Origin of the sequence: Streptomyces sp. NPDC050287, from assembly GCF_044459385.1 — a bacterium.
Taxonomy (GTDB): domain Bacteria; phylum Actinomycetota; class Actinomycetes; order Streptomycetales; family Streptomycetaceae; genus Streptomyces.
In genome coordinates this window covers 301,682-323,002 of sequence record NZ_JBITIY010000009.1, presented here as the reverse complement: position 1 = coordinate 323,002, position 21,321 = coordinate 301,682, and the positions used below count along the sequence as shown (strand labels likewise).

At 70.8% G+C, this 21,321-nt stretch carries 19 protein-coding genes, 2 pseudogenes and 1 riboswitch; of the genes and pseudogenes, 11 read left to right on the top strand and 10 right to left on the bottom strand.

Annotation, left to right across the window (positions count from 1 at the left end; all coding sequences use genetic code 11):
- Position 1: 1 nt before the first annotated feature.
- Positions 2–1,636 carry an IS200/IS605 family accessory protein TnpB-related protein gene (locus ACIBK3_RS31210; RefSeq protein ID WP_399370753.1) on the bottom strand — a complete coding sequence of 545 codons (1,635 nt, stop codon included), beginning with the start codon at positions 1,634–1,636 and terminating at the stop codon, positions 2–4.
- 236 nt (positions 1,637–1,872) lie between these two features.
- Here ACIBK3_RS31210 and ACIBK3_RS31205 point away from each other — a divergent pair.
- A pseudogene (locus ACIBK3_RS31205) lies at positions 1,873–2,079 on the top strand (response regulator transcription factor); the annotation flags it as partial.
- A 113-nt stretch (positions 2,080–2,192) separates the two neighbouring features.
- Here the strand turns inward: ACIBK3_RS31205 and ACIBK3_RS31200 are convergent.
- The 3 genes and pseudogenes from ACIBK3_RS31200 to glgX form a co-directional block, all read right to left on the bottom strand.
- The gene (locus ACIBK3_RS31200; protein ID WP_399370752.1) at positions 2,193–2,408 is read right to left on the bottom strand and encodes a DedA family protein; all 216 of its coding nucleotides are present in this window, start codon (positions 2,406–2,408) and stop codon (positions 2,193–2,195) included.
- A 591-nt stretch (positions 2,409–2,999) separates the two neighbouring features.
- Positions 3,000–3,302: pseudogene (locus tag ACIBK3_RS31195) on the bottom strand (MMPL family transporter); the annotation flags it as partial.
- A gap of 150 nt (positions 3,303–3,452) precedes the next feature.
- On the bottom strand, positions 3,453–5,708 hold the full coding sequence (gene glgX / locus ACIBK3_RS31190) for a glycogen debranching protein GlgX (RefSeq protein WP_399370751.1): 2,256 nt from the start codon (positions 5,706–5,708) through the stop codon (positions 3,453–3,455).
- 152 nt (positions 5,709–5,860) lie between these two features.
- Here glgX and ACIBK3_RS31185 point away from each other — a divergent pair, with 152 nt between their 5' ends.
- The 6 genes from ACIBK3_RS31185 to ACIBK3_RS31160 all read left to right on the top strand — a co-directional run bounded on the left by ACIBK3_RS31185 (position 5,861) and on the right by ACIBK3_RS31160 (position 12,336).
- Positions 5,861–7,105, top strand: coding sequence for an Ig-like domain-containing protein (locus ACIBK3_RS31185; RefSeq protein WP_399370750.1), 1,245 nt, complete (start codon positions 5,861–5,863; stop codon positions 7,103–7,105).
- A gap of 163 nt (positions 7,106–7,268) precedes the next feature.
- On the top strand, positions 7,269–8,513 hold the full coding sequence (locus tag ACIBK3_RS31180) for an Ig-like domain-containing protein (RefSeq protein WP_399370749.1): 1,245 nt from the start codon (positions 7,269–7,271) through the stop codon (positions 8,511–8,513).
- A 239-nt stretch (positions 8,514–8,752) separates the two neighbouring features.
- A complete protein-coding gene (locus ACIBK3_RS31175; protein WP_399370748.1) occupies positions 8,753–9,520 on the top strand; it encodes an enoyl-CoA hydratase/isomerase family protein in 768 nt (255 codons plus the stop codon).
- A gap of 261 nt (positions 9,521–9,781) precedes the next feature.
- Entirely contained in the window at positions 9,782–10,285 is a 504-nt protein-coding gene (locus tag ACIBK3_RS31170) for an ATP-binding protein (RefSeq protein WP_399370747.1), read from the top strand.
- Between the two features lie 81 nt (positions 10,286–10,366).
- Positions 10,367–11,155, top strand: a complete 789-nt coding sequence (locus tag ACIBK3_RS31165) for a polysaccharide deacetylase family protein (RefSeq protein WP_399370746.1) — start codon at positions 10,367–10,369, stop codon at positions 11,153–11,155.
- Complete coding sequence (locus ACIBK3_RS31160; protein ID WP_399370745.1) at positions 11,155–12,336, top strand: YncE family protein; 1,182 nt, start codon at positions 11,155–11,157, stop codon at positions 12,334–12,336. Before ACIBK3_RS31165 ends, ACIBK3_RS31160 begins: the two co-directional genes overlap by 1 nt.
- A 19-nt stretch (positions 12,337–12,355) precedes the next feature.
- Here the strand turns inward: ACIBK3_RS31160 and ACIBK3_RS31155 are convergent, their stop codons facing one another.
- Complete coding sequence (locus ACIBK3_RS31155) at positions 12,356–12,991, bottom strand: GNAT family N-acetyltransferase (protein ID WP_399370744.1); 636 nt, start codon at positions 12,989–12,991, stop codon at positions 12,356–12,358.
- Positions 12,992–13,040: 49 nt separating this feature from the next.
- Here ACIBK3_RS31155 and ACIBK3_RS31150 point away from each other — a divergent pair, with 49 nt between their 5' ends.
- The 3 genes from ACIBK3_RS31150 to ACIBK3_RS31140 all read left to right on the top strand — a co-directional run bounded on the left by ACIBK3_RS31150 (position 13,041) and on the right by ACIBK3_RS31140 (position 15,059).
- Positions 13,041–13,952, top strand: a complete 912-nt coding sequence (locus ACIBK3_RS31150) for a MerR family transcriptional regulator (protein ID WP_399370743.1) — start codon at positions 13,041–13,043, stop codon at positions 13,950–13,952.
- 58 nt (positions 13,953–14,010) lie between these two features.
- Positions 14,011–14,223: an EF-hand domain-containing protein gene (locus ACIBK3_RS31145; RefSeq protein WP_030667581.1), complete on the top strand. Its 213-nt coding sequence runs from the start codon at positions 14,011–14,013 to the stop codon at positions 14,221–14,223.
- A 176-nt stretch (positions 14,224–14,399) separates the two neighbouring features.
- The gene (locus ACIBK3_RS31140; RefSeq protein WP_399370742.1) at positions 14,400–15,059 is read left to right on the top strand and encodes an NADPH-dependent F420 reductase; all 660 of its coding nucleotides are present in this window, start codon (positions 14,400–14,402) and stop codon (positions 15,057–15,059) included.
- Between the two features lie 17 nt (positions 15,060–15,076).
- Here ACIBK3_RS31140 and ACIBK3_RS31135 read toward each other — a convergent pair whose 3' ends face one another.
- The 5 genes from ACIBK3_RS31135 to gcvT all read right to left on the bottom strand — a co-directional run bounded on the left by ACIBK3_RS31135 (position 15,077) and on the right by gcvT (position 20,134).
- Entirely contained in the window at positions 15,077–15,634 is a 558-nt protein-coding gene (locus ACIBK3_RS31135) for a glycoside hydrolase family 25 protein (RefSeq protein ID WP_399370741.1), read from the bottom strand.
- A gap of 117 nt (positions 15,635–15,751) precedes the next feature.
- Positions 15,752–17,119, bottom strand: a complete 1,368-nt coding sequence (locus tag ACIBK3_RS31130; RefSeq protein ID WP_399370740.1) for an L-serine ammonia-lyase — start codon at positions 17,117–17,119, stop codon at positions 15,752–15,754.
- Between the two features lie 56 nt (positions 17,120–17,175).
- Entirely contained in the window at positions 17,176–18,441 is a 1,266-nt protein-coding gene (gene glyA / locus ACIBK3_RS31125) for a serine hydroxymethyltransferase (RefSeq protein ID WP_399370739.1), read from the bottom strand.
- A gap of 15 nt (positions 18,442–18,456) precedes the next feature.
- Complete coding sequence (gene gcvH, locus ACIBK3_RS31120; RefSeq protein ID WP_030667566.1) at positions 18,457–18,834, bottom strand: glycine cleavage system protein GcvH; 378 nt, start codon at positions 18,832–18,834, stop codon at positions 18,457–18,459.
- A 172-nt stretch (positions 18,835–19,006) separates the two neighbouring features.
- Positions 19,007–20,134, bottom strand: coding sequence for a glycine cleavage system aminomethyltransferase GcvT (gene gcvT / locus ACIBK3_RS31115; RefSeq protein ID WP_399370738.1), 1,128 nt, complete (start codon positions 20,132–20,134; stop codon positions 19,007–19,009).
- Between the two features lie 152 nt (positions 20,135–20,286).
- A riboswitch (glycine riboswitch) is annotated at positions 20,287–20,397 on the bottom strand.
- 178 nt (positions 20,398–20,575) lie between these two features.
- Between gcvT and ACIBK3_RS31110 the strand changes: the two genes are divergently transcribed.
- Positions 20,576–21,244, top strand: a complete 669-nt coding sequence (locus tag ACIBK3_RS31110; RefSeq protein ID WP_399370737.1) for an AAA family ATPase — start codon at positions 20,576–20,578, stop codon at positions 21,242–21,244.
- Positions 21,245–21,321 lie beyond the last annotated feature (77 nt).

The window sequence follows — 21,321 nt, the reverse complement described above, 5'->3', positions numbered from 1 at the left end:
CCTACAGACTGAGCGGGAGTGAGTCCTGTTGCCAAGACTGCTGCTCAGCCGGGTGCCCCGAACGGTGTTGGGCATCCTGGTCGCCCGCTTTCGCTCCACGGCCGGGCGGCGCGCATCCGGTGCGCGGTCTGGGAATGTGGGGGCGGGTTTCCTCACGCCGCCGGGTCTCCGGTCGGGCCTGGGCGGTCCGATGCCCACCACGATCACTCTGGTCGGGGTGGGGCGGTGCCGTCCGTCGCCGGATCGGATACCCGAGGGCGCGTCGCCCGATCGCGATGCTTGCCGCATCGTGCCGGGACAGTTTGCGTCGTGGGGTGGTCAGCGGTTTCTGCCAGTGCTGCGCACCCCACCGGGAGGTGTAGGCCGGATCCACCGCGACGATCGCGACGTTCTGCTCGGCGGCCATCGACACGAGGCGGGCTTTGAGTTTGGCGGTGGGGAAGCGGGAGATGAGGCGGCGGAAGCGTTTGTTGCGGCCGTGCTTCTCACGGCCGGTGCCGTCGGTGAAGTCGAGGTCCTCGATGGCGATCGCGGACGCCCAGCACCGTCGGGCATGGTGCAGCAGTCGGGTCAGCGCGTGCCGGATCTGCGCGTCCCGATGCTGGGCAGTGCCGGTCAGGTCGTAGAAGAACCTTTGGGGATCGCCGACCGGGTTGCCGTGCACGTCCAGGTGCCAGGCGGCGAGGTGGTCGTCGTTCATGTCCACCCCCACCACACCCCGGGCCAGCGCCGCCTCCAATGGCAGGACGGGGACGGCGGCGCGCTGCCAGGACGCGGTCACATACCAGCGCCCCCGCGCCGGGTCGTGGTGGATGCGGTAGGCCACCGCCCGATGGGCGGTGATCCGGTCGAGCCACTCCTGCCCCCGATGCTGGAAGCGTACGGTCGCGTCCAGCAGGTAGCGGCCGTAGGGTGCGTTGGCCAGGTGGGCGAGCGGGGCCGGGAGTTTGAGGGAGACCTGTCCGGTGTCGGTGACGCGGATCGTCTCGTTGCCGAAGCGCTTGCCCGTCTCTCCGTCTGCGGCCAGGAACATCTGCTCCGCCCGCCAGCGTTCCCGCCACGCCCTCTCACTCAGCCCGGCGGCCTGCAGGTGGTGGCGGGTGTTCGCGAGGCGCTTTCCGCCGCGCACCACATGCACCCGGCCCGCCGCCCATTCCGCCTCCACCACCGCGAGCCGGTCCTTCAGGGCGTGCAGGCGGCGGGACTTGGCATGCCACTCCACCCTGCTGCCATAGCCGCGCACCAGCCCCGCGCGCCTGTCCCCCTTGGCGCCCAGCGGCCGGGCCAGCCGTGTCTCGATGGACGCGATCTGCCCGCGCAGCCAGCCCAGATGGGCGGCCTGCCCGCGCCTGGCCAGCGCCCACTGGTCGTGGCTGGCTTTGGTGATGCTGCCCGCCCACCGCGCCGACGACCTCCCCGTCAGCGACCTTTTGCGTACCGCCCATGAGGCGGCATCATGCGCGGCGCCCTGCCGGCAGCGTTCCGCGAGATCCCCGGCCGCCAGCGACCCCAGGAACACCCCCACCTCGGTCAACACCGCCGCGTCCGACTCGCTCACCCGCAGCCGGTCCCGAACAGCCACCCCAGCCGGGCCAGGCACCACGAACGACGCCGCCAACTCCCGCAGACCCGCCACCGCTCCCCCTCCCGCCCGGCCAAAGACCCCCCGTCTCGGCAGTCAACGAGCAGCCCCCGCGAAGGTCACCCATTCGACTCCGGAACTTCCGTTCCCCTCCGACAGCAAAGGACCACAGGACATCCCAGCGCGGAGGAGACCCTCCTGACGCACAGCGGAACAACCGCATCGGGCATGGACACTCACTCACGCTCATCAGAAATCACTCATGCTCGGTAAACCAGCAGCAGTTGCCAACCCCCGGCAACGAACCCCTCTCCGCCCGCGAGCGCGAGGTTCTCGCCCTGGTCGCCAGGGGCACGTCCAACCGCGAGATCGCCCGCGAACTCTTCATCAGCGAGGCCACCGTCAAAACCCACCTGACCCACCTGTACGCCAAGTTGGGCGTCAAGGACCGCGCGGCGGCGGTGGCGACGGCGTACGACCGCGGGATCCTGGGCTGATCAGGAGGCCGGGTACGGCAGCGGCCCGCCCGCGATCTTCTTCCACGGCGCTTTGAGCTCTGCGAGCAACTCGGGCTTGTCCGGGGTGATCGCGTCCATGTCCGACGGGACAGCTACGGGGCATTGCCCTGGCTCTGTCCCCGTTCGCGCATGCGGACCGCCACGAACACGACGACGGACAGTGCGACGACTGCGATGACCGCTTTCTGGAAGATGTCCGCGTACTCGTCCACGGTCTGCCAGTTGGCGCCCAGCTGGTAGCCGGCTACGACGAAGCCCGCGTTCCAGATCAGGCTGCCGAGCGTTGTCAGGGACAGGAACCGCCACACTGGTCCAGTTGCCGCGGGCGGCGCCGGCGGCGCGGCAGCCAGTCCAGCACGGGGTGTCCCCAGTCGGCCTCGGACCCCGCGGGCGGCGACGCTGCCGCCCCCGGGGCCTGGTCCGCGGCGACGGCCGAAAGGTGCGGACTCATGGGCCCGATTGTCCCCACTTCCCGACTTCCCGACTCAAGTGTCGGTCCGCTTCATCCGGATGGCTGCCGCGACGAGCGCGAGGGCCGCCCAGCCGGCGAAGACCGCGAACCCTGCGCCGGTCGAGAGGGAGTCGGCCGACCTGTACCGGTCACGGAAGGGCCATGACCTCGGCTTTCGAAGCTACGGACGGGGGAAGAGCGAGTCTCTGGGACGGCGGGCGACTCATCGGCGGCCCACTGGTACCGCGGTCCCAGTGGGCCGGGGGCGCGTGCTGGGGGTGGATCACGTTCTGTGGATGTGTCCAGCTGAGAAGTCTCAGCTGGACACTGGGAAGTCGGCTGCGGTTCGGCAGCGCCCTGAAGGGGCGCGGGGAACTGCGCGACCAGCCACGACGGTGTCGTGGACGACCGACGGCATGTCGCGGCACTTCCAGCGGAGCGCCTGGCCGTGCCCGGGGCCTTCGATGGACACCTTGGGCAGCTTGCCGGCGAGTGGTGCGGGGAGCCACCAGGCCCGTTTGCCGAGCATCTGCATGACGGCCGGGACGATGAGGCAGCGGATCACCACAGCGTCCAGCAGGATCGCGACGGCGAGGCCGAGCCCGAATTGCTGGAGCATCCGGTCGGAGCTGAGTACGAACGCGCCGAAGACGAACATCATGATGGCCGCGGCCGGGGTGATCACCTTGCCGGTGGAAGCCAGTCCCTCCCGCACGGCGTGCGAGTGGTCCTTCGTGCGTGTCCATTCCTCCCGGCCACCGCGGTGCGGAGGCCCGCACCGTCGGACGGACGGGTGATGATCTCCGCGCACAACGCGGCTGGAGCCATGACCAGCCGGCCGCTCACGGCGGGCTGTCCAGCCGCACCCCGACGTACTTCCTCATGAGGCTGAAACGTTGCCTCAGCCGGCCACCCGCAGCAACAACACCGCCCGCGCCGGCACCGTGATCGCCGCCCCCGCCCGGTGCACCACCCCGGGCGGCTCCCCCTGCTCCTCCCTCGACGTGTCGACGACCACCTCGTATCGCTCCGCCCACGGCGGGCCCGGCAGGACGAAGTCCGCCGGGCGGTCGCCGGCGTGCAGGACGGTGAGGAAGCTGTCGTCGACGATCGGGGCGCCGCGTTCGTCGCGGCCGGGGATGTCCCGGCCGGAGAGGTACATGCCGAGCGTGGCGGCGGGCGCGTACCAGTCCTGTTCGGTCATCTCGGCGCCCCGGGCGGTGAACCAGGCCAGGTCGCGCAGGCCGTCCGCCGAGTGGGCGCGGCCGGAGAAGAAGGCCCGGCGGCGCAGCACCGGGTGGCGGTGGCGCAGGTCGATCAGGCGGGAGGTGAGGTCGAACAGCGCCTTCCAGGCAGGGTCCTCCAACAGGCTCCAGTCGACCCAGCTGATCTCGTTGTCCTGGCAGTACGCGTTGTTGTTGCCGCGCTGGGTGCGCCCCAACTCGTCGCCCGCGACCAGCATCGGCACGCCCGTCGACAGGAGGAGGGTCGTCAGGAGGTTCCGCAACTGGCGGCGCCTGAGCGCCCGTACGCGCTCGTCGTCCGTCTCTCCCTCCGCGCCGCAGTTCCAGGACCGGTTGTCGCCGGTGCCGTCCCGGTTGCCCTCGCCGTTCGCCTCATTGTGTTTGCGCTCGTACGACACCAGGTCGCGCAGGGTGAAACCGTCGTGCGCGGTGATGAAGTTGACCGAGGCGTAGGGGCGCCGGCCGCCCCAGGCGTACAGGTCGCTGGAGCCGGAGAGGCGGTAGCCCAGGTCCCGTACGTCCGGCAGCGCGCCCCGCCAGAAGTCCCGGACCGCGTTGCGGTAGCGGTCGTTCCACTCCGTCCACAGGGGAGGGAAGGACCCGACCTGGTAGCCGCCCGACCCCACGTCCCACGGCTCCGCGATCAGCTTCACCCGCCGCAGCACCGGATCCTGGGCGATGACGGCGAGGAACGGGGACAGCATGTCGACGTCGTGCATGGAGCGGGCCAGCGCCGCCGCCAGGTCGAAGCGGAAGCCGTCCACGCCCATCTCCGTCACCCAGTAGCGCAGCGAGTCGGTGATGAGCCTGAGCACGTGCGGCTGGACGACGTGCAGGGTGTTGCCGCAGCCCGTGTAGTCGGCGTACCGGCGCGCGTCCGACTGGAGGCGGTAGTAGCCGCGGTTGTCGATGCCCTTCAGGGACAGCGTCGGGCCCAGTTCGCCCGCCTCCGCCGTGTGGTTGTAGACCACGTCGAGGATGACCTCGATCCCGGCCGCGTGCAGCGCCCGCACCATCCGCCGGAACTCGCCGACCTGCTGACCCGTCGTGCCGGAGGCGGCGTAGGCGGCGTGCGGGGCGAAGTAGCCGATCGAGTTGTAGCCCCAGTAGTTCTTCAGGCCCTTGCGCAGCAGGTGGTCCTCGTGCGCGAACTGGTGGACGGGCAGCAGCTCCACCGCCGTCACGCCCAGCTTCACCAGGTGCTCGATCGCCGCCGGATGGGCGAGGCCGGCGTACGTCCCGCGCAGCTCCTGAGGAATCCCCGGGTGCAGTCGCGTGAAGCCCCGCACATGGACCTCGTAGATCACCGAGTCCGCCCACGGTGTCTTCGGGCGGCGGTCGTCCAGCCACTCGTCGTCGGCGTGGTCGTCGTGGACGACGACACCCTTCGGGACGTACGGCGCCGAGTCCCGTTCGTCGCGCACGGTGTCCGCGACCTGCTGCTGCGGCCAGTCCCGGACGTGCCCGTACACCTCCGGCGGCAGAGAGAAGTCGCCGTCGACCGCGCGCGCGTACGGGTCGAGGAGCAGCTTCGCCGGGTTCCACCGGCCGCCGGTCCACGGGTCCCAGCGGCCGTGCACCCGGTAGCCGTAGCGCTGGCCCGGCATCACGCCGGGGACGAAGCCGTGCCATATCTCGTGCGTGAGCTCGCTGAGCCGGGCGCGGGTCTCCTTGCCGGCCTCGTCGAACAGGCACAGCTCCACCGCTTCCGCCCCGCCCGCCCACAGCGCGAAGTTGGTGCCCGCCACCCCGTCCGGGCCGACCCGGAAACGGGCCCCCAACGGCATCGACGCCCCCGGCCACACCGGGACGCCGGGCGTCCTGCGCGGGTGCGCGCCGTTCACGGCGGCGGGGCGCCCGTCCTCGGCGGCGCGTTCCCCGGCCACCGCCTCCTGCTCGGCTGCGCTGGACACCGTTCAGCCTCCCACGGCTCATGGAACGACGGGGAAGAGAGCGTACGGCGTCCCGGTCGCGGCGCCCTCTCGCGTCGTTCTCCCCACTGTTCTGCCCAGCGCTTGGCTCGCACTCACGTTTCCCCGAAGCGTGCCCGGTCGTTGGGGTCGTCGTGAGGCACGTAACTGGGCGCGCACGGCGCGCGGGGGTCGCACTGACCGCCGTACTGACATGGGCAGGACTGCTCGCCGGAGCCGCCGGCTGCACCGCGGACGGCACCGGCGACATCGGCATGGGCGGTATCGACGTCGGGGGGCTCGGCAAGCCCCCCGCACCCGAGGAGGTCATCCGGATCACCCCGGACGACGGCGAAAGGGACGTACGACCCGACGGGAAGCTCCGGGTCCGGGTGCCCAGCGGGCGCCTGGAGTCGGTGAGGGTCGTCAAGTCCCAGGACGCGCAGGAGTCCCCGGTCCCCGGGCAGCTCTCCGACGACCGTCTGACCTGGGAGCCCGACGAGAAGAAACTGGCGCTGGCCGCGAGGTACACCGTCGACGCGGTCGCCCTGGACGGCCACGGCCGCCGCTCCGCCCGGCACACCACGTTCACGACGTACGTCCCCGAGGAGCGCTTCATCGGGTACGTCACCCCGGAGAACCGCTCCGTCGTCGGCACCGGAATGATCGTCTCGCTGCAGTTCAACCGGGAGATCGACAACCGTGCCGCCGTCGAACGGGCCGTCCACGTCACCGCGAAGCCGCCCGTGGAGATCCGCCCGCACTGGTTCGGCGGGGGCCGCCTCGACTTCCGTCCCGAGCGGTACTGGAGGCCCGGCACCCAGGTCACCGTCACGCTCCGACTGCGCGACGTCGAAGGGGCGCCCGGCGTCTACGGCCTCCAGTACCGGAGGTTCTCCTTCACCGTCGGCCGCAGCCAGGTCTCCCTGGTCGACGCGGCCCGGCACACCATGGAGGTCCGGCGGGACGGCGAACTGCTGACCACCGTGCCGATCACGGCGGGCGCCCCGAAGACGACCACGTACAACGGCCGGATGGTCGTCACCGAGATGCTCGAGGTGACCCGGATGAACAGCCGCACGGTCGGCTTCGGCGGCGAGTACGACATCCCGGACGTCCCGCACGCCATGCGCCTGACCGACTCCGGCACCTTCCTGCACGGCAACTACTGGGCGCCCGACGTCTTCGGGCGGGTCAATGTCAGTCACGGCTGCGTGGGCCTGAGGGATGTGAAGGGCGGCGGTTCGGACACGCCCGCGGGCTGGTTCTTCGACCGCAGCCTCGTCGGGGACGTCGTCGAGGTCGTCCACAGCAATGACAAAAAGGTCGCTCCCGACAACGGCCTCGGCGGATGGAACATGGGCTGGAAGGAGTGGAAGGCGGGCAGCGCGGTGAAGTGACCCGACAGAGGGGGGAGGCGCGGGCCGGCTTTCTGTTGATGTTGGGACGGAATGGTGACCTTTGGCTCACACGATGCTCAAAACCGGGCGGTTAATATGCGCCGACGCGCGAGTGAAGCGCACAGGGGTGCGGGCCTGACCTGGCCCGGCGAGGGGAGCGGACTTGAACGTGCGACCGATATCGGGGGCGTCGGCTGACGGGTCGGGACGAGGTGGCAAAGGGCTGTTGGCGCTGATACTCGGCGTCCTGCTGCTGGCCGTCACCGCGTGCGGCGGGAGTGGTGGCGCCGGCTCGGGGTCGACAGGTGAGGGGAAGGGCAAGGACGCCGGGGGGACGGAGACGAAGCAGTCGCAGGCGGTCGTCTCCATAGTCCCGAAGGACGGCGCCACAGCGGTCGACACCAGTGGCGCCCTCAAGGTCGGTACGGTCAAGGGCAAGCTGACCGAGGTGCAGGTCAAGGACACCAAGGGCACCGCGATAGCCGGGAAGATGACCGACGGCGGCGCCTCCTGGACGCCGTCCACGCACCTCGCCGCCGGCACCAGGTACACGGTGCACGCGGTCGCCAAGGACTCCGAGGGCCGTATGGCCGCCGAGGACTCCAGCTTCACGACCCTCACACCGAAGAACACCTTCATCGGCACCTTCACCCCCGAGGACGGGTCGACGGTCGGCGTGGGAATGCCGTTCTCGATCCGCTTCAGCCGGGGCATCACCAACCCCCAGGACGTGGAGAAGGCCGTCAGCATCAAGACCGAACCGGCCGTCGAGGTCGCGGGCCACTGGTTCGGCAACGACCGCCTCGACTTCCGTCCCGAGAAATACTGGGCCTCCGGCACCAAGGTCACGGTCAAGCTGAACCTCGACGGCGTCGAGGGCCGGGACGGCGTCTACGGCAAGCAGGACAAGACCGTCTCCTTCACCATCGGCCGCAACCAGGTCTCCGTCGTGGACGCCAAGAAGCTCACGATGAAGGTCACGCAGGACGGCAAGGTCGTCAACACCATCCCCGTCACCACCGGCAAGTCCGGCTACGACACCTGGAACGGCCAGATGGTCATGAGCGAGAAGCTCACCGTGACCCGGATGAACGGCGACACCGTCGGCTACGGCGGCGAGTACGACATCAAGGACGTCCCGCACGCCATCCGCCTCACCACCTCCGGCACCTTCATCCACGGCAACTACTGGGGCGGCGACGCCTTCGGCAACTACCGGGCCAGCCACGGCTGCGTCGGCCTGCGCGACGTCAAGGGCGGCTACGACGGCGACGCCCCGGCCGCCTGGTTCTTCAACCACTCGATGATCGGCGACGTGGTCGTCGTGAAGAACTCCGACGACGCGACGGTCGCCCCGGACAACGGGCTCAACGGCTGGAACATGTCGTGGGCGAAGTGGAAGGCGTGAGCCTTCGCTGACGTGCGGGCCCGGTGCCGTGACGGACGGCACCGGGCCCGTCCTGTTGGTCCCCGTGCTGTGCCGCCTGGGGGCCCATCCCCAGACCCCCGGCCGGGTGTGACCCACCGCATCGGCCCAGTTCCGTCAGTCCCCGTGCTGTGCCCGCCTGGGGGCCGACCCCCAGACCCCCGGCCGAGTGTGACCCACCGCATCGGCCCAGTTCCGTTAGTCCCCGTTAACCTGCCTCCATGACCGTGAATCTCGAAGTCGCCGAGGGCGTCGGCACCATTCGTCTCGACCGCCCGCCGATGAACGCGCTGGACGTGGCCACCCAGGACCGGCTCAAGGAACTCGCCGAGGAGGCCACGCGGCGCGAGGACGTACGGGCCGTGGTGCTGTACGGCGGGGAGAAGGTGTTCGCGGCCGGCGCGGACATCAAGGAGATGCGGACCATGGACCACACGGCGATGGTCCTGCGCTCCCGCGCTCTGCAGGACTCGTTCACCGCGGTGGCCCGCATCCCCAAGCCGGTGGTCGCGGCCGTCACGGGCTACGCCCTGGGCGGTGGCTGCGAGCTCGCTCTGTGCGCTGACTTCCGGATCGCCGCGGACAACGCCAAGCTGGGCCAGCCGGAGATCCTGCTCGGCCTGATCCCGGGTGCCGGCGGCACCCAGCGGCTGGCCCGGCTGATCGGCCCCTCCAAGGCGAAGGACCTGGTCTTCACCGGCCGGATGGTGAAGGCGGAGGAGGCGCTGAGCCTGGGCCTGGTGGACCGGGTGGTGCCCGCCGCCGACGTGTACACCGAGGCGCACGCCTGGGCGGCGAAGCTGGCGCAGGGACCGGCGCTCGCGCTGCGCGCGGCCAAGGAGTCGATCGACACGGGCCTGGACACGGACATCGAGACGGGTCTGGCCGTCGAACGGAACTGGTTCGCGGGCCTGTTCGCCACGGAGGACCGCGCACGCGGTATGAAGAGCTTCGTCGAGGAGGGGCCCGGCAAGGCGAAATTCCTCTGAACGCCTTGCAGTTGACGCGCTGTCTGATCCGAGTCCCTCGGCAGGGTGGTTCAGGGGAGTCTTAAGGCACCCTTAAGGCTGTCTGGCCGAGGAGTCGGTCGATTGCCCTCCATCGAGCCTCCGTCGCAGCTCGGGGGGTGCGCGCGGACCTCCGGAGTGCCCTTGGCATATGCCGATCGACTTCTGCGGAACGAGAGGTTCCGGGGGGTGCATTCCCCCGGAACCGCCCCGGAGGGCGCTCCGGGCGGCCATGATGGGGTCATGGCGGGGCTGGAGGGCATCGAACAGCCGCGGGGAGAGAGCCGTGCGACCGCGGCCCGCTGGTCTCCGACGGTCGAGGACGAACACGCGCTCAAGGCACTCGAACTGTTCGGCAACCCCACGGAGGCGGAGGTTCCGCTGCCGTCCCGCCCCGAGTCCGCGGCCACCGCCCGCAGGCTGGCCCAAGTGGTGGTTCTGCGCGAGTGGGGACTGACCCCCAGGATGACCGAGGAAACCGTCCTGCTCGTCTCCGAACTGGTCGGCAACGCCGTCCGCCACACGGGCGCCCGTGTCTTCGGGCTCCGTATGCGCCGCCGCCGCGGCTGGATCCGCGTCGAGGTACGCGACCCCTCCCGGGGCCTGCCCTGTCTGATGCCGGTCCAGGAGACGGACGTCAGCGGCCGGGGCCTGTTCCTCGTGGACAAGCTGTCCGACCGCTGGGGGGTCGACCTGCTGCCGCGCGGCAAGACGACCTGGTTCGAGATGAGGGTGGCGGACCGCTGACGGCCTCCGCCACCGGACGGCAACACCCGCACCGGCCGCCGTTCGGGCGAATCGGCAACTTTCCCCCGTAACGCCCCTTAAATGGTGCGGGTGACCACGACCGACCGCCGTACGGCGCTGCGTGCGGGCACCGGCCTGCTCGCCGGAAGCGCGCTCGCCGCCGGATGCTCCACCACCGGCGCCGTCGCCCACCCGGACCCCGCCACGCACCCGACCACGCCCCCGCTCCCGTCCCACACCGCCGCGCCGGCCCCCCGCCGCTTCCCGGACCAGCCCGCCCAGGTCGCCCACGGCCCCCGCACCCACCCCCGCGTCGCCCTCACCTTCCACGGCCAGGGCGACCCCGCCCTCGCCCGGGCCCTCCTCGGCGAAGCCGAACGGCACGGCGCCCGTGTCACCGTCCTGGCCGTCGGCACCTGGCTGGACGAACACCCCGACCTGGCCCGCCGCATCCTCGACGGCGGGCACGACCTCGGCAACCACACCCTGCGCCACCTCGACGTCAACGCGATGCCCGAGCCCGAGGCGGCGGCGGAGATCACCGGCTGCGCCGACCGTCTCAGGCAGCTCACCGGCTCCGTCGGCACCTGGTTCCGCCCCTCCCGCGCCCCCCGCGCCTCCCCTCTCGTGGAACGCCTGGCCCACCGTGCGGGCTACCCCCACGTCCTCTCCTACGACGTCGACTCCCTCGACTTCACCTCGCCCGGCGCCGCGGCCGTCACCCGCAAGGTCCTCGGCGAGGTCCGCAACGGATCCGTGGTGAGCCTGCACTTCGGCTACCCGGACACGGTCGCCGCCCTCCCCGCCGTACTGGAAGAACTCGACCACCGCGGCCTCTCCGCGGTGACCACCTCGGAGTTGCTCAGCTGATGACGCACCGCACCCTCCTGAAACACGCCCTGATCCTCGGCGCCGCCCTCACCGTGCTCGCCGCGTGCGGCGCCGAGAGCAAGGACCGCGCCGCCGAGGCGCCCACCACCAAGGCGGCCGTCCCGGTACCGGCGAAGAAGAGAACGGTCCTCGGCCTGCCCGGCATGCCGCCCGTCCTCGACCCGGAGGACGTCTACGCGGCCGACCGCCCGAACAGGCTCTCCCCGGTGGTCAGGGACTTCCCCTCCCGCGTCTACGTCCCCAACACCGAGTCCGACACCGTCTCGGTCATCGACCCGAAGACGTACGAGGTCGTGGAGACGATCCAGGTCGGCCGGCAGCCCCAGCACGTCGTGCCCTCCTGGGACCTGAAGACCCTCTGGGTCAACAACAACCGCGGCCACACCCTCACCCCCATCGACCCGAAGACCGGCAAGGCGGGCAAGGCGGTCGAGGTCCACGACCCGTACAACCTCTACTTCACGCCGAACGGCAGGTACGCCGTCGTGATGGCCTCCCTCGACCGCGAACTCGTCTTCCGCGACCCGCACACCATGAAGCGGATCAAGACCGTCCCGGTCTCCTGCTACGGCGTCAACCACGCCGACTTCTCCCGGGACGGGCGGTACTTCATCGTCTCCTGCGAGTTCAGCGGCGAACTGCTCAAGGTCGACACCGAGAAGATGAAGGTCGTCGGCAAACTGAGGCTGCCCTTCGAAGGGGCCATGCCGCAGGACGTGAAGGTCTCGCCCGACGGGAAGCGCTTCTACATCGCGGACATGATGGCCGACGGCATGTGGGTCCTGGACGGCGACACGTTCACCCAGCCGGCCCTCCTGCCCACCGGCAAGGGCACCCACGGCCTCTACGTCAGCCGCGACTCCCGCGAGATGTACGTGTCCAACCGCGGCGAGGGCACCGTCTCCGTCTTCGACTTCACGCTGAACAAGCTCACCAAGAAGTGGCGCCTGCCCGACGGCGGCAGCCCCGACATGGGCGGAGTCTCCGCCGACGGCAAGGTCCTGTGGCTGTCGGGGCGCTACAACTCCGAGGTGTACGCCATCGACACCCGCACCGGCACCCAGCTCGCCCGCATCAAGGTCGGCAACGGCCCGCACGGCCTCGCGGTGTACCCGCAGCCGGGCCGCTACTCCCTCGGCCACACCGGCATCTTCCGATGACGGGCGGCCAGGCAGCCGCTCACCGCGCGCTGAGCAGTACTTCCGAGCCCACCGGCAGATATCCGGCCGCCTGGAACGCCCGCAGACTGCGGGCGTTCCCCGCCGAGACCTGGGCCCACACCGGCTCGCCCCCGCTCAGCCGGCGCGCCGCCCGCACCAGCGCCCGCCCCAGCCCCCGGTGCCGTACGCCCTCGGCCACCTCGACCGCCACCTCCAGCCGTCCCGCGACCCCGCGCCCGAGCACGAGCAGGCCGCCGTCCGCCGCCCACACCCGCACATCGTCGCGGCGGGTACGGGAACTCAGCACCCTCGGATGACCGGGATCGTCGATCTCCCGCAGCGCGAGCGGCGGCTCGCCCGGCAGCGGGGCACCCACCGTCAGCACGTCGATCGTGTCGCTCCCGCGTCCGGTGCGCTCCATGAGGGCCGCCAGGAACCGGGCGTTCATGGTCGCGGCGAGCGCGTCGCAGTCGACGGCGCGCAAGGTCTCGTACACCCACGCGGGGTCCTCGTCCGTGAAGACCACCGAGTGCGCGGTGAGAGCGAGGACACCGGCGTCCCGGTGGGAGGGCTGGGGGACGACGGTCGTACGGCCGTCGGCGGGCGGGAAGACGCCCATGGCCGCCGCGTCGAGAATGTCCCGGAGAGTCTCCACCGCCGCGCTCCTTGAGTCTCCACCCACTGGAAGGTCCACACTCGCAGACGTGATCGACGACGGCACCGGACTTTTCACCATCGGCGAGCTGGCCCGCGCCACCGGACTGACCGTGCGCACCATCCGCTACTGGTCCGACGAGGGCGCCCTGCCCCCGGTGACCCGCTCGGCGGGCGGCTACCGGCTGTACGACGCCGCGTCCGTCGCCCGCCTGGAGCTGATCCGCACCCTGCGCGAACTGGGCCTCGGCCTGGACGACGTACGCCGGGTGCTGGCGGGGGAGCGGACGGTGGCTCAGGTCGCGGCGGCGCACGTGGTGGCGCTGGACGCGCAGATCCGGTCGCTGAGGGTGACCCGGGCGGTGCTGTCGACCGTGGCGCGACGCGGTTCGACCGCGGAGGAGATGACGTTGATGAACAAGCTGGCACGACTGTCGGCGGCGGAACGACAGCGGATCATGGAGGAATTCGTGGAGGAAACGCTGCACGGACTGGACACCGTCGACCCGGACGTCCGGGAACGGATGCGGCGCACCGCCGTCGATCTCGCCGACGATCCGACACCCGAGCAGGTCGACGCCTGGGTGGAACTGGCCGAGATGCTCCAGGACCCCGACTTCCGGGCCCAGATGCGGCGGGCCGTCGAGTTCAACGCGGCCGACCGGGCCCCGGACGCTCCGCGCGGGCAGTCCATGTGGTTCGCCAAGCGACTCGTGGAGCTGGTGGGCCCGGTGCGGGAGCGCGGCACCGGCCCCACGGCGCCCGAGGCCGAGGAGGTGTTGGGGGAACTGTTCGGTGACGCCGACCGGACCGCCGTCCTCGAACGCATGACGGCCGGCTTCAACAACCGGGTCGCCCGCTACCGCGAACTGCTCGCCGTCGTGAACCGGCAGCCCGCGCCCCCGCATGCCGAGGACTTCGCCTGGGTGGTCGCCGCGCTCCGTGCCCGCACGGGCGGTTAACCTGACCTGCGGCACTACGCCGGCAGAACAGGTAAACGCGACACAAAGGGGCGGATCGGTGGCTGACATCGACGAGGCACGCAAGCACTTCGAGCGGATCGACACGGACGGCGACGGTTTCATCACCGCCGCGGAGTTCAAGACGGCCCTCGCTCAGCAGGGCGACTGGAACGTCACGGAGTCGGTGGCCGAGGTGATCATCAAGAGCCGCGACCTCAACGGCGACAAGGTCCTGTCCTTCGACGAGTTCTGGGCGTACCTGAACAAGTGACGTGAGCACGGGGCGGCCCTGTCGCGGGGTCGCCCGTTCCGGTCAGGGATCCCCCTTTCGGCAGGGGTCCGGAATAGCCCGCCGCCGACGCCGGTTGGTGCGGGACAGGTGTAAGCGCGCGTATGGGTACATATGCGACACATCAGTCCTGACATCGACATCTGGAGCGGGTTGTCATGAAGATCGGCATCATCGGCGCGGGCAACATCGGCGGCAACCTCACCCGGCGGCTCACCGCCCTCGGTCACGACGTCTGCGTGGCCGACTCGCGCGGCCCCCACACCCTCACCGCCCTCGCGGAGGAAACGGGCGCGACTCCCGTCCCGGTGGAGGAGGCGGCGCGCGGCGCGGAGGTGGTCGTGGTCACGGTCCCCCTGAAGGCGGTCCCGCACCTGCCGTCCGGTCTCCTCGACGAGGCGGCGCAGGGAGCCGCGGTGGTGGACACCGGCAACTACTACCCCCGGCGTGACGGGAGGATCGCCGAGATCCTCGACGAGGGTCTCACCGAGAGCCGCTGGACCGGGCGGCGCCTCGGCCACACCGTGATCAAGGCCTTCAACGGCACCTACGCCCAGGACATCCTCGACCGGCCGCGCCCGGCCGGTGCCGCCGACCGTATGGCGCTGCCGGTGGCCGGCGACGACGAGGCGGCCAAGGAGAAGGTGCGGGCCCTCATCGACGGCCTCGGCTTCGACACGGTCGACGCGGGCGGCCTCGACGAGTCCTGGCGCCAGCAGCCCGGCACCCCGGTCTACGGACTGCGCGCCGGCGTCGAGGAAGTCAGGAAGGCGCTGGCGGAGGCGAGCCCGGAGCGGGCGCCGGAGTTCCGCGCGTAACCCCCGGTCCTCAGGCCTCAGCCCCTTTTCGCCCACTCCCGCAGCGCGGCCTTGTCGGCGAAGTTCGCCACGTTCTTGTCGTGCGGGTCGTCGCTGTACTGGTGGAAGCGCCACTTCGCCTGGATACGGGGCTTGCCGGCCGCGACGTAGTCGGCGATCCAGAGCCCGTCGCCGGCGTAGGACGTGTCGTCCACGTTGAGCCAGAAGTGCCGGTTGCAGTAGAGGACGACCCGGTTGTGCGGCCTGAGCGCCCGCACCTTGCGGATGAAGCTGTCCTTCTCCGCGTTACTGGCGTGCGTGCCGTCACCGGTCGTCTCCCAGTCGACGGCGAGGACGTCGCCGGCCTTCTCGGGGGCGTGCTTGACGAAGTACTCCGCCTGGGCCGTGAGGTTGCCCGGCCAGAGGAAGTGGTAGAAGCCGACGACCAGGCCGGCGTCGCGGCCCCGCTTCGTCTGGGCGGCGAGTTTCGGATTGACGTACGAACGGCCCTCGGTCGCCTTGATGAAGACGAAGGAGAGACCGTCCGTGTCATAGGAGGACGACTGGTACGCGCTGACGTCGATGCCGCGGAGCATGGGCGACTCCCTGAGTGCCTGTGGGGGGACAGGAGTTGAGCGGTGACTGCGCTCCCACCCTGGCACGGGTGATCCGCGCGTGACGGGGAAACGTCAAGCTCGGTCGGTCGCCCCAGGTCAGCACTCGATGATGTTGACCGCCAGCCCGCCCCGCGCCGTCTCCTTGTACTTCACGCTCATGTCCGCCCCGGTCTCCTTCATGGTCTTGATGACCTTGTCGAGGGAGACCTTGTGGGAGCCGTCCCCGCGCATCGCCATCCGCGCGGCCGTGACCGCCTTCGCCGCGGCCATGCCGTTGCGTTCGATGCAGGGGATCTGGACCAGGCCGCCGACCGGGTCGCAGGTGAGGCCGAGGTTGTGCTCCATCCCGATCTCGGCGGCGTTCTCGACCTGCTCCGGGGAACCGCCGAGGACCTCCGCCAGCGCGCCGGCCGCCATCGAGCAGGCCGAGCCGACCTCGCCCTGGCAGCCGACCTCGGCACCGGAGATGGACGCGTTCTCCTTGAAGAGCATGCCGATGGCGCCGGCGGCGAGCAGGAAGCGGACGACTCCGTCCTCGTCGGCGCCGGGCACGAAGTTGACGTAGTAGTGGAGCACCGCGGGGATGATGCCGGCCGCGCCGTTCGTGGGAGCCGTCACCACCCGGCCGCCCGCGGCGTTCTCCTCGTTCACCGCCATGGCGTAGAGCGTGATCCACTCCATCGCGTGCGCCAACGGGTCCCCCTCCGCCCGGAGTTGGCGGGCGGAGACGGCCGCGCGGCGGCGGACCTTCAGGCCGCCGGGCAGGATGCCCTCGCGGGACATGCCCCGGGCCACGCACGCCCGCATCACCCGCCAGATCTCCAGCAGCCCCGCGCGGATCTCCTCCTCGGTGCGCCACGCCCGCTCGTTCTCCAGCATCAGCGCGGAGATCGACAGGCCGGTGTCCCGGGTCAGGCGGAGCAGTTCGTCGCCGGTGCGGAAGGGGTACTTCAGCACCGTGTCGTCGAGCTTGATGCGGTCCGCGCCCACCGCGTCCTCGTCCACGACGAAACCGCCGCCGACCGAGTAGTACGTCTTCGCCAGCAGCTCCGCTCCCGAGGCGTCGTACGCCCACAGGGTCATGCCGTTCGCGTGGTACGGAAGGGTCTTGCGGCGGTGCAGGACCAGGTCGTCGTCGAAGGCGAAGGGGATCTCGTGCTCACCGAGGAGACGGAGGCGGCCGGACGACCTGATCGCCCCCACCCGTTCGTCGGCTCCCTCCACGTCCACCGTCCGGGGCGACGCGCCCTCAAGGCCCAGCAGCACCGCCTTGGGGGTGCCGTGGCCGTGACCGGTGGCGCCGAGCGAGCCGTACAGCTCGGCCCGTACGGAGGCGGTCCTCTCCAGCAGGCCCTCGTTGCGCAGTCGCCGGGCGAACATGCGGGCCGCGCGCATCGGGCCGACCGTGTGGGAACTGGAGGGGCCGATGCCGATCGAGAACAGGTCGAAGACCGATATGGCCACGGTCACTCCTCAGTACGGGGTGGTGGGGCACCCGGTCCGGGCGCCCCACCGGGGACTTACTTGGTCAGGCCGGGGTACAGCGGGTGCTTGTCGGCAAGCGCCCTGACCCGTGCCTTGAGTGCTTCGACGTCGTAGGACGGCTTCAGCGTCTGGGCGATGACGTCGGCGACCTCGGCGAAGTCCTCGGCCGTGAAGCCGCGGGTGGCGAGGGCGGGCGTGCCGATGCGCAGGCCCGAGGTGACCATCGGAGGACGCGGGTCGTTCGGGACGGCGTTGCGGTTGACCGTGATGCCGACTTCGTGGAGACGGTCCTCGGCGGCCCGCCCGTCCAGCTCGGACTCGCGCAGGTCGACCAGGATCAGGTGCACGTCCGTACCGCCGGAAAGCACGTTGACCCCGGCCTCACGGGCGTCCGGAGCGGTCAGCCGCTCGGCGAGGATCCGCGCGCCCTCGACCGTACGACGCTGGCGCTCCTTGAAGTCCTCGCTCGCGGCCACCTTGAAGGAGACCGCCTTGGCCGCGATCACGTGCTCCAGGGGACCGCCCTGGAAGCCCGGGAAGACGGACGAGTTCAGCTTCTTCGCGAAGGCCTGCCTGGCGAGGATGATGCCGCCGCGGGGGCCGCCCAGCGTCTTGTGGGTGGTGGACGTGACGACATCGGCGTACTCGACCGGGTTCGGGTGCAGGCCCGCCGCGACCAGACCCGCGAAGTGCGCCATGTCGACCCACAGGTAGGCCTCGACCTCGTCGGCGATCCGGCGGAACTCCGCGAAGTCCAGCTGCCGCGGATACGCCGACCAGCCCGCGATGATCACCTTCGGCCGGTGTTCCTTGGCGAGCCGCTCCAGCTCGGCCATGTCGACCAGTCCGGTCTCGGCGTCCACGTGGTAGGCGACCACGTCGAACTGCTTGCCGGAGAAGTTCAGCCGCATCCCGTGGGTCAGGTGACCGCCGTGCGCCAGGTCCAGGCCGAGGATGGTGTCGCCGGGCTGGGCCAGCGCGAACAGCGCGGCCTGGTTGGCCGAAGCGCCGGAGTGGGGCTGCACGTTGGCGTACTCGGCGCCGAACAGCTCCTTGACCCGGTCGATGGCGATCTGCTCGGTGACGTCGACGTGCTCGCAGCCGCCGTAGTAGCGGCGGCCCGGGTAGCCCTCGGCGTACTTGTTGGTCAGGACGGAGCCCTGCGCCTCCAGCACCGCGACCGGCGCGAAGTTCTCGGAGGCGATCATCTCCAGGGTGGACTGCTGCCGGTCCAGCTCGGCGTCGACGGCGGCGGCGACCTCGGGGTCGAGCTCGTGCAGGGGCGTGTTCAGAACGGACATCGGGTGGACGACTCCTCAGCCGGCGGAAAAGGCGGTGTACTCGTCGGCGGAGAGCAGGTCGGACGGCTCCTCGGCGACGCGTACCTTGAACAGCCAGCCGCCCTCGAAGGGCGCGGAGTTCACCAGCGACGGGTCGTTCACCACGTCCTCGTTGACCTCGGTGACCTCACCGTTGACCGGGGAGTACAGGTCGCTGACCGACTTGGTCGACTCCAGCTCGCCGCAGGTCTCGCCCGCGGTCACCGTGTCACCGACCTCCGGGAGCTGCACGAAGACGACATCGCCGAGCGCGTTGGCCGCGTGCTCCGTGATGCCGACCGTCGAGACGCCGTCCTCGGCGCCCGACAGCCACTCGTGCTCCTTGCTGTAGCGCAGCTGCTGGGGGTTGCTCATGGCCTGAATTCTCCTGTACGCGGGGGAGTGCTGGTGAATGGGGGACTGCTGGAAACGTGCGTGAGCAGCGGGAAAGTGTGCGGGATCACGCGCACGGACGCTCAAGTGTCTGCTTGCGGCGCTTGAGTCTCCACTTCCGGCGCCTGAGTCGCTACTCCAGGCGCTTGAGTCTCTACTTGCGGCGCTTGTAGAACGGCAACGCCACGACCTCGTACGGCTCGTGACTGCCCCGGATGTCCACGCCGACACCGGGAGTACCCGGCGCCGCGTGGGCCGCGTCGACGTACGCCATCGCGATCGGCTTGCCCAGCGTGGGGGAGGGGGCGCCGGAGGTGACCTCGCCGATCACCTCGCCGCCGGCGACGACCGCGTACCCCGCGCGCGGGACCCGCCTCCCCTCGGCGACCAGGCCGACGAGGACGCGCGGGGGGTCCGTCTCGGCACGGGCGGCGGCCTGCCGGAGCGCCTCGCGGCCGACGAAGTCGCCCTCCTTCTCGAACTTCACGACCCGCCCGAGTCCCGCGTCGAAGGGGGTCAACTCGGTCGACAGCTCATGCCCGTACAGCGGCATGCCCGCCTCCAGGCGGAGCGTGTCCCGGCAGGACAGTCCGCAGGGGACCAGACCGACGCCCTCGCCCGCCTTGGTCAGCGCCTGCCACAGCTCCACGGCGTGTTCCGGCCGCACGAACAGTTCGAAGCCGTCCTCGCCGGTGTAGCCGGTACGGGCGATCAGGGCGGGGACGCCGGCGACGGTGCCGGGCAGGCCGGCGTAGTACTTCAGTCCGTCGAGGTCGGCGTCGGTGAGGGACTTCAGGATGCCGGGGGACTCGGGGCCCTGCACGGCGATCAGCGCGTAGGCGTCCCGGTCGTCGCGGACCTCGGCGTCGAAGCCCGCCGCGCGCTCGGTCAGCGCGTCCAGGACCACCTGGGCGTTGGAGGCGTTGGCGACGACCAGGTACTCGGTCTCGGCCAGCCGGTAGACGATCAGGTCGTCCAGGATGCCGCCGTCGGTGCGGCAGATCATGGTGTAGCGGGCGCGGCCGGCCTTGACGCCGCCGATGTTGCCGACGAGGGCGTGGTCCAGGAGGGCTGCGGCCTGCGGGCCGGTGACGGTGATCTCGCCCATGTGGGAGAGGTCGAAGAGCCCGGCCTTCGTGCGGACGGCGTTGTGCTCGTCGCGCTCGGAGCCGTAGCGCAGGGGCATGTCCCAGCCGGCGAAATCGGTCATCGTCGCGCCGAGCGAACGATGCAGGGCGTCGAGGGCGGTGCGGCGCTTGTCGGGGGGTGCGGTGCTGCTCATCGGACGGTCGTCTCCCAGGGCATGACAGCGAGGTCGTTCCTCCCCATCTGTCATCGGAACCTGAGAGGTTCGTCGGGACCCCGCGAACGGTGGACCACGACTTGCACCTTGGGTGGAGCCGCCGGAATCAGCGGCCCGCTTTTCAGATGTGCCTCGCCCGCGCGGTAACGGGGCCTGAGAGATTCAAGGGAGGGACTTGCTCCTTCGGCGCCCGGGCACCCGTACGACACACGTACGGCCCGGAACTCTCCCGCGCGGATTCAAGCGGCCGGTATGCAGTTGGCGCCGACATCATTGCACGCATCGGTCGGGTGCGGCAGGGCCGCATCTGTGACCGGCCTGTGGCAGGACGAGCACCAAAACGCGAGACGCCGCGCATTACCTTCTCTTTACACTCGACGGGGAGGGATCTCGTGACCACCCCAGGGGAGGAAGATCACGGTGAACAGGCCCACGGCGTACGCGACCACCTCGGCCCTCGCGCTGCCCCAGCAGCCGACGGCCCCGGCCAGGGAGGCCTGCGACCCGCTCGGCGCACCCGTCGTCCGTGACCTCCGGGACCGCGGCGGCCACAGCCCGCACGCCCTGCTCTTCGGCCCCCAGGACCTGGTGGTGATCACCGGCCTGCCCGGCAGCGGCAAGTCCACCCTGATGCGCCGCACGGTCAAGGAGGCCCGTATCGACTCCCAGGACACCCGAGACCGCTGGGACGAACGGATGCCCCGCCTCCTGCCGTACGCGGTCTACCGCCCGCTGGTCCGCCTCGCGCACTACGCCGGTCTGCGCCGCGCCCTGCGCTCCGGCGAGGGCGTCGTCGTGCACGACTGCGGTACGCAGGCCTGGGTGCGCTCCTGGCTGGCCCGCGAGGCCCACCGCCGGGGCGGCACGCTGCACCTGCTGCTGCTCGACGTCACCCCGGACACCGCCCTGGAGGGCCAACGCGAGCGCGGCCGCGGTGTTTCGCGGTACGCGTTCCTACGCCACCGGGGCGCGGCCTCCCGCCTGATCAGCGCCGTGGAGCAGGGCGACCTGCCCCCGGGCTGCGGCTCGGCGGTCCTCATCGACCGGGACGCGGCGGATGTGCTGCGGCGCATCGGCTTCACGGGGTGAGGGGCGGGGGCCGGTCGCGGGGTGGGCCGGGCTCGTCGGTGCCGGCGTCGGGGCGGTCGGGTTCCGCGGGCCAAGCG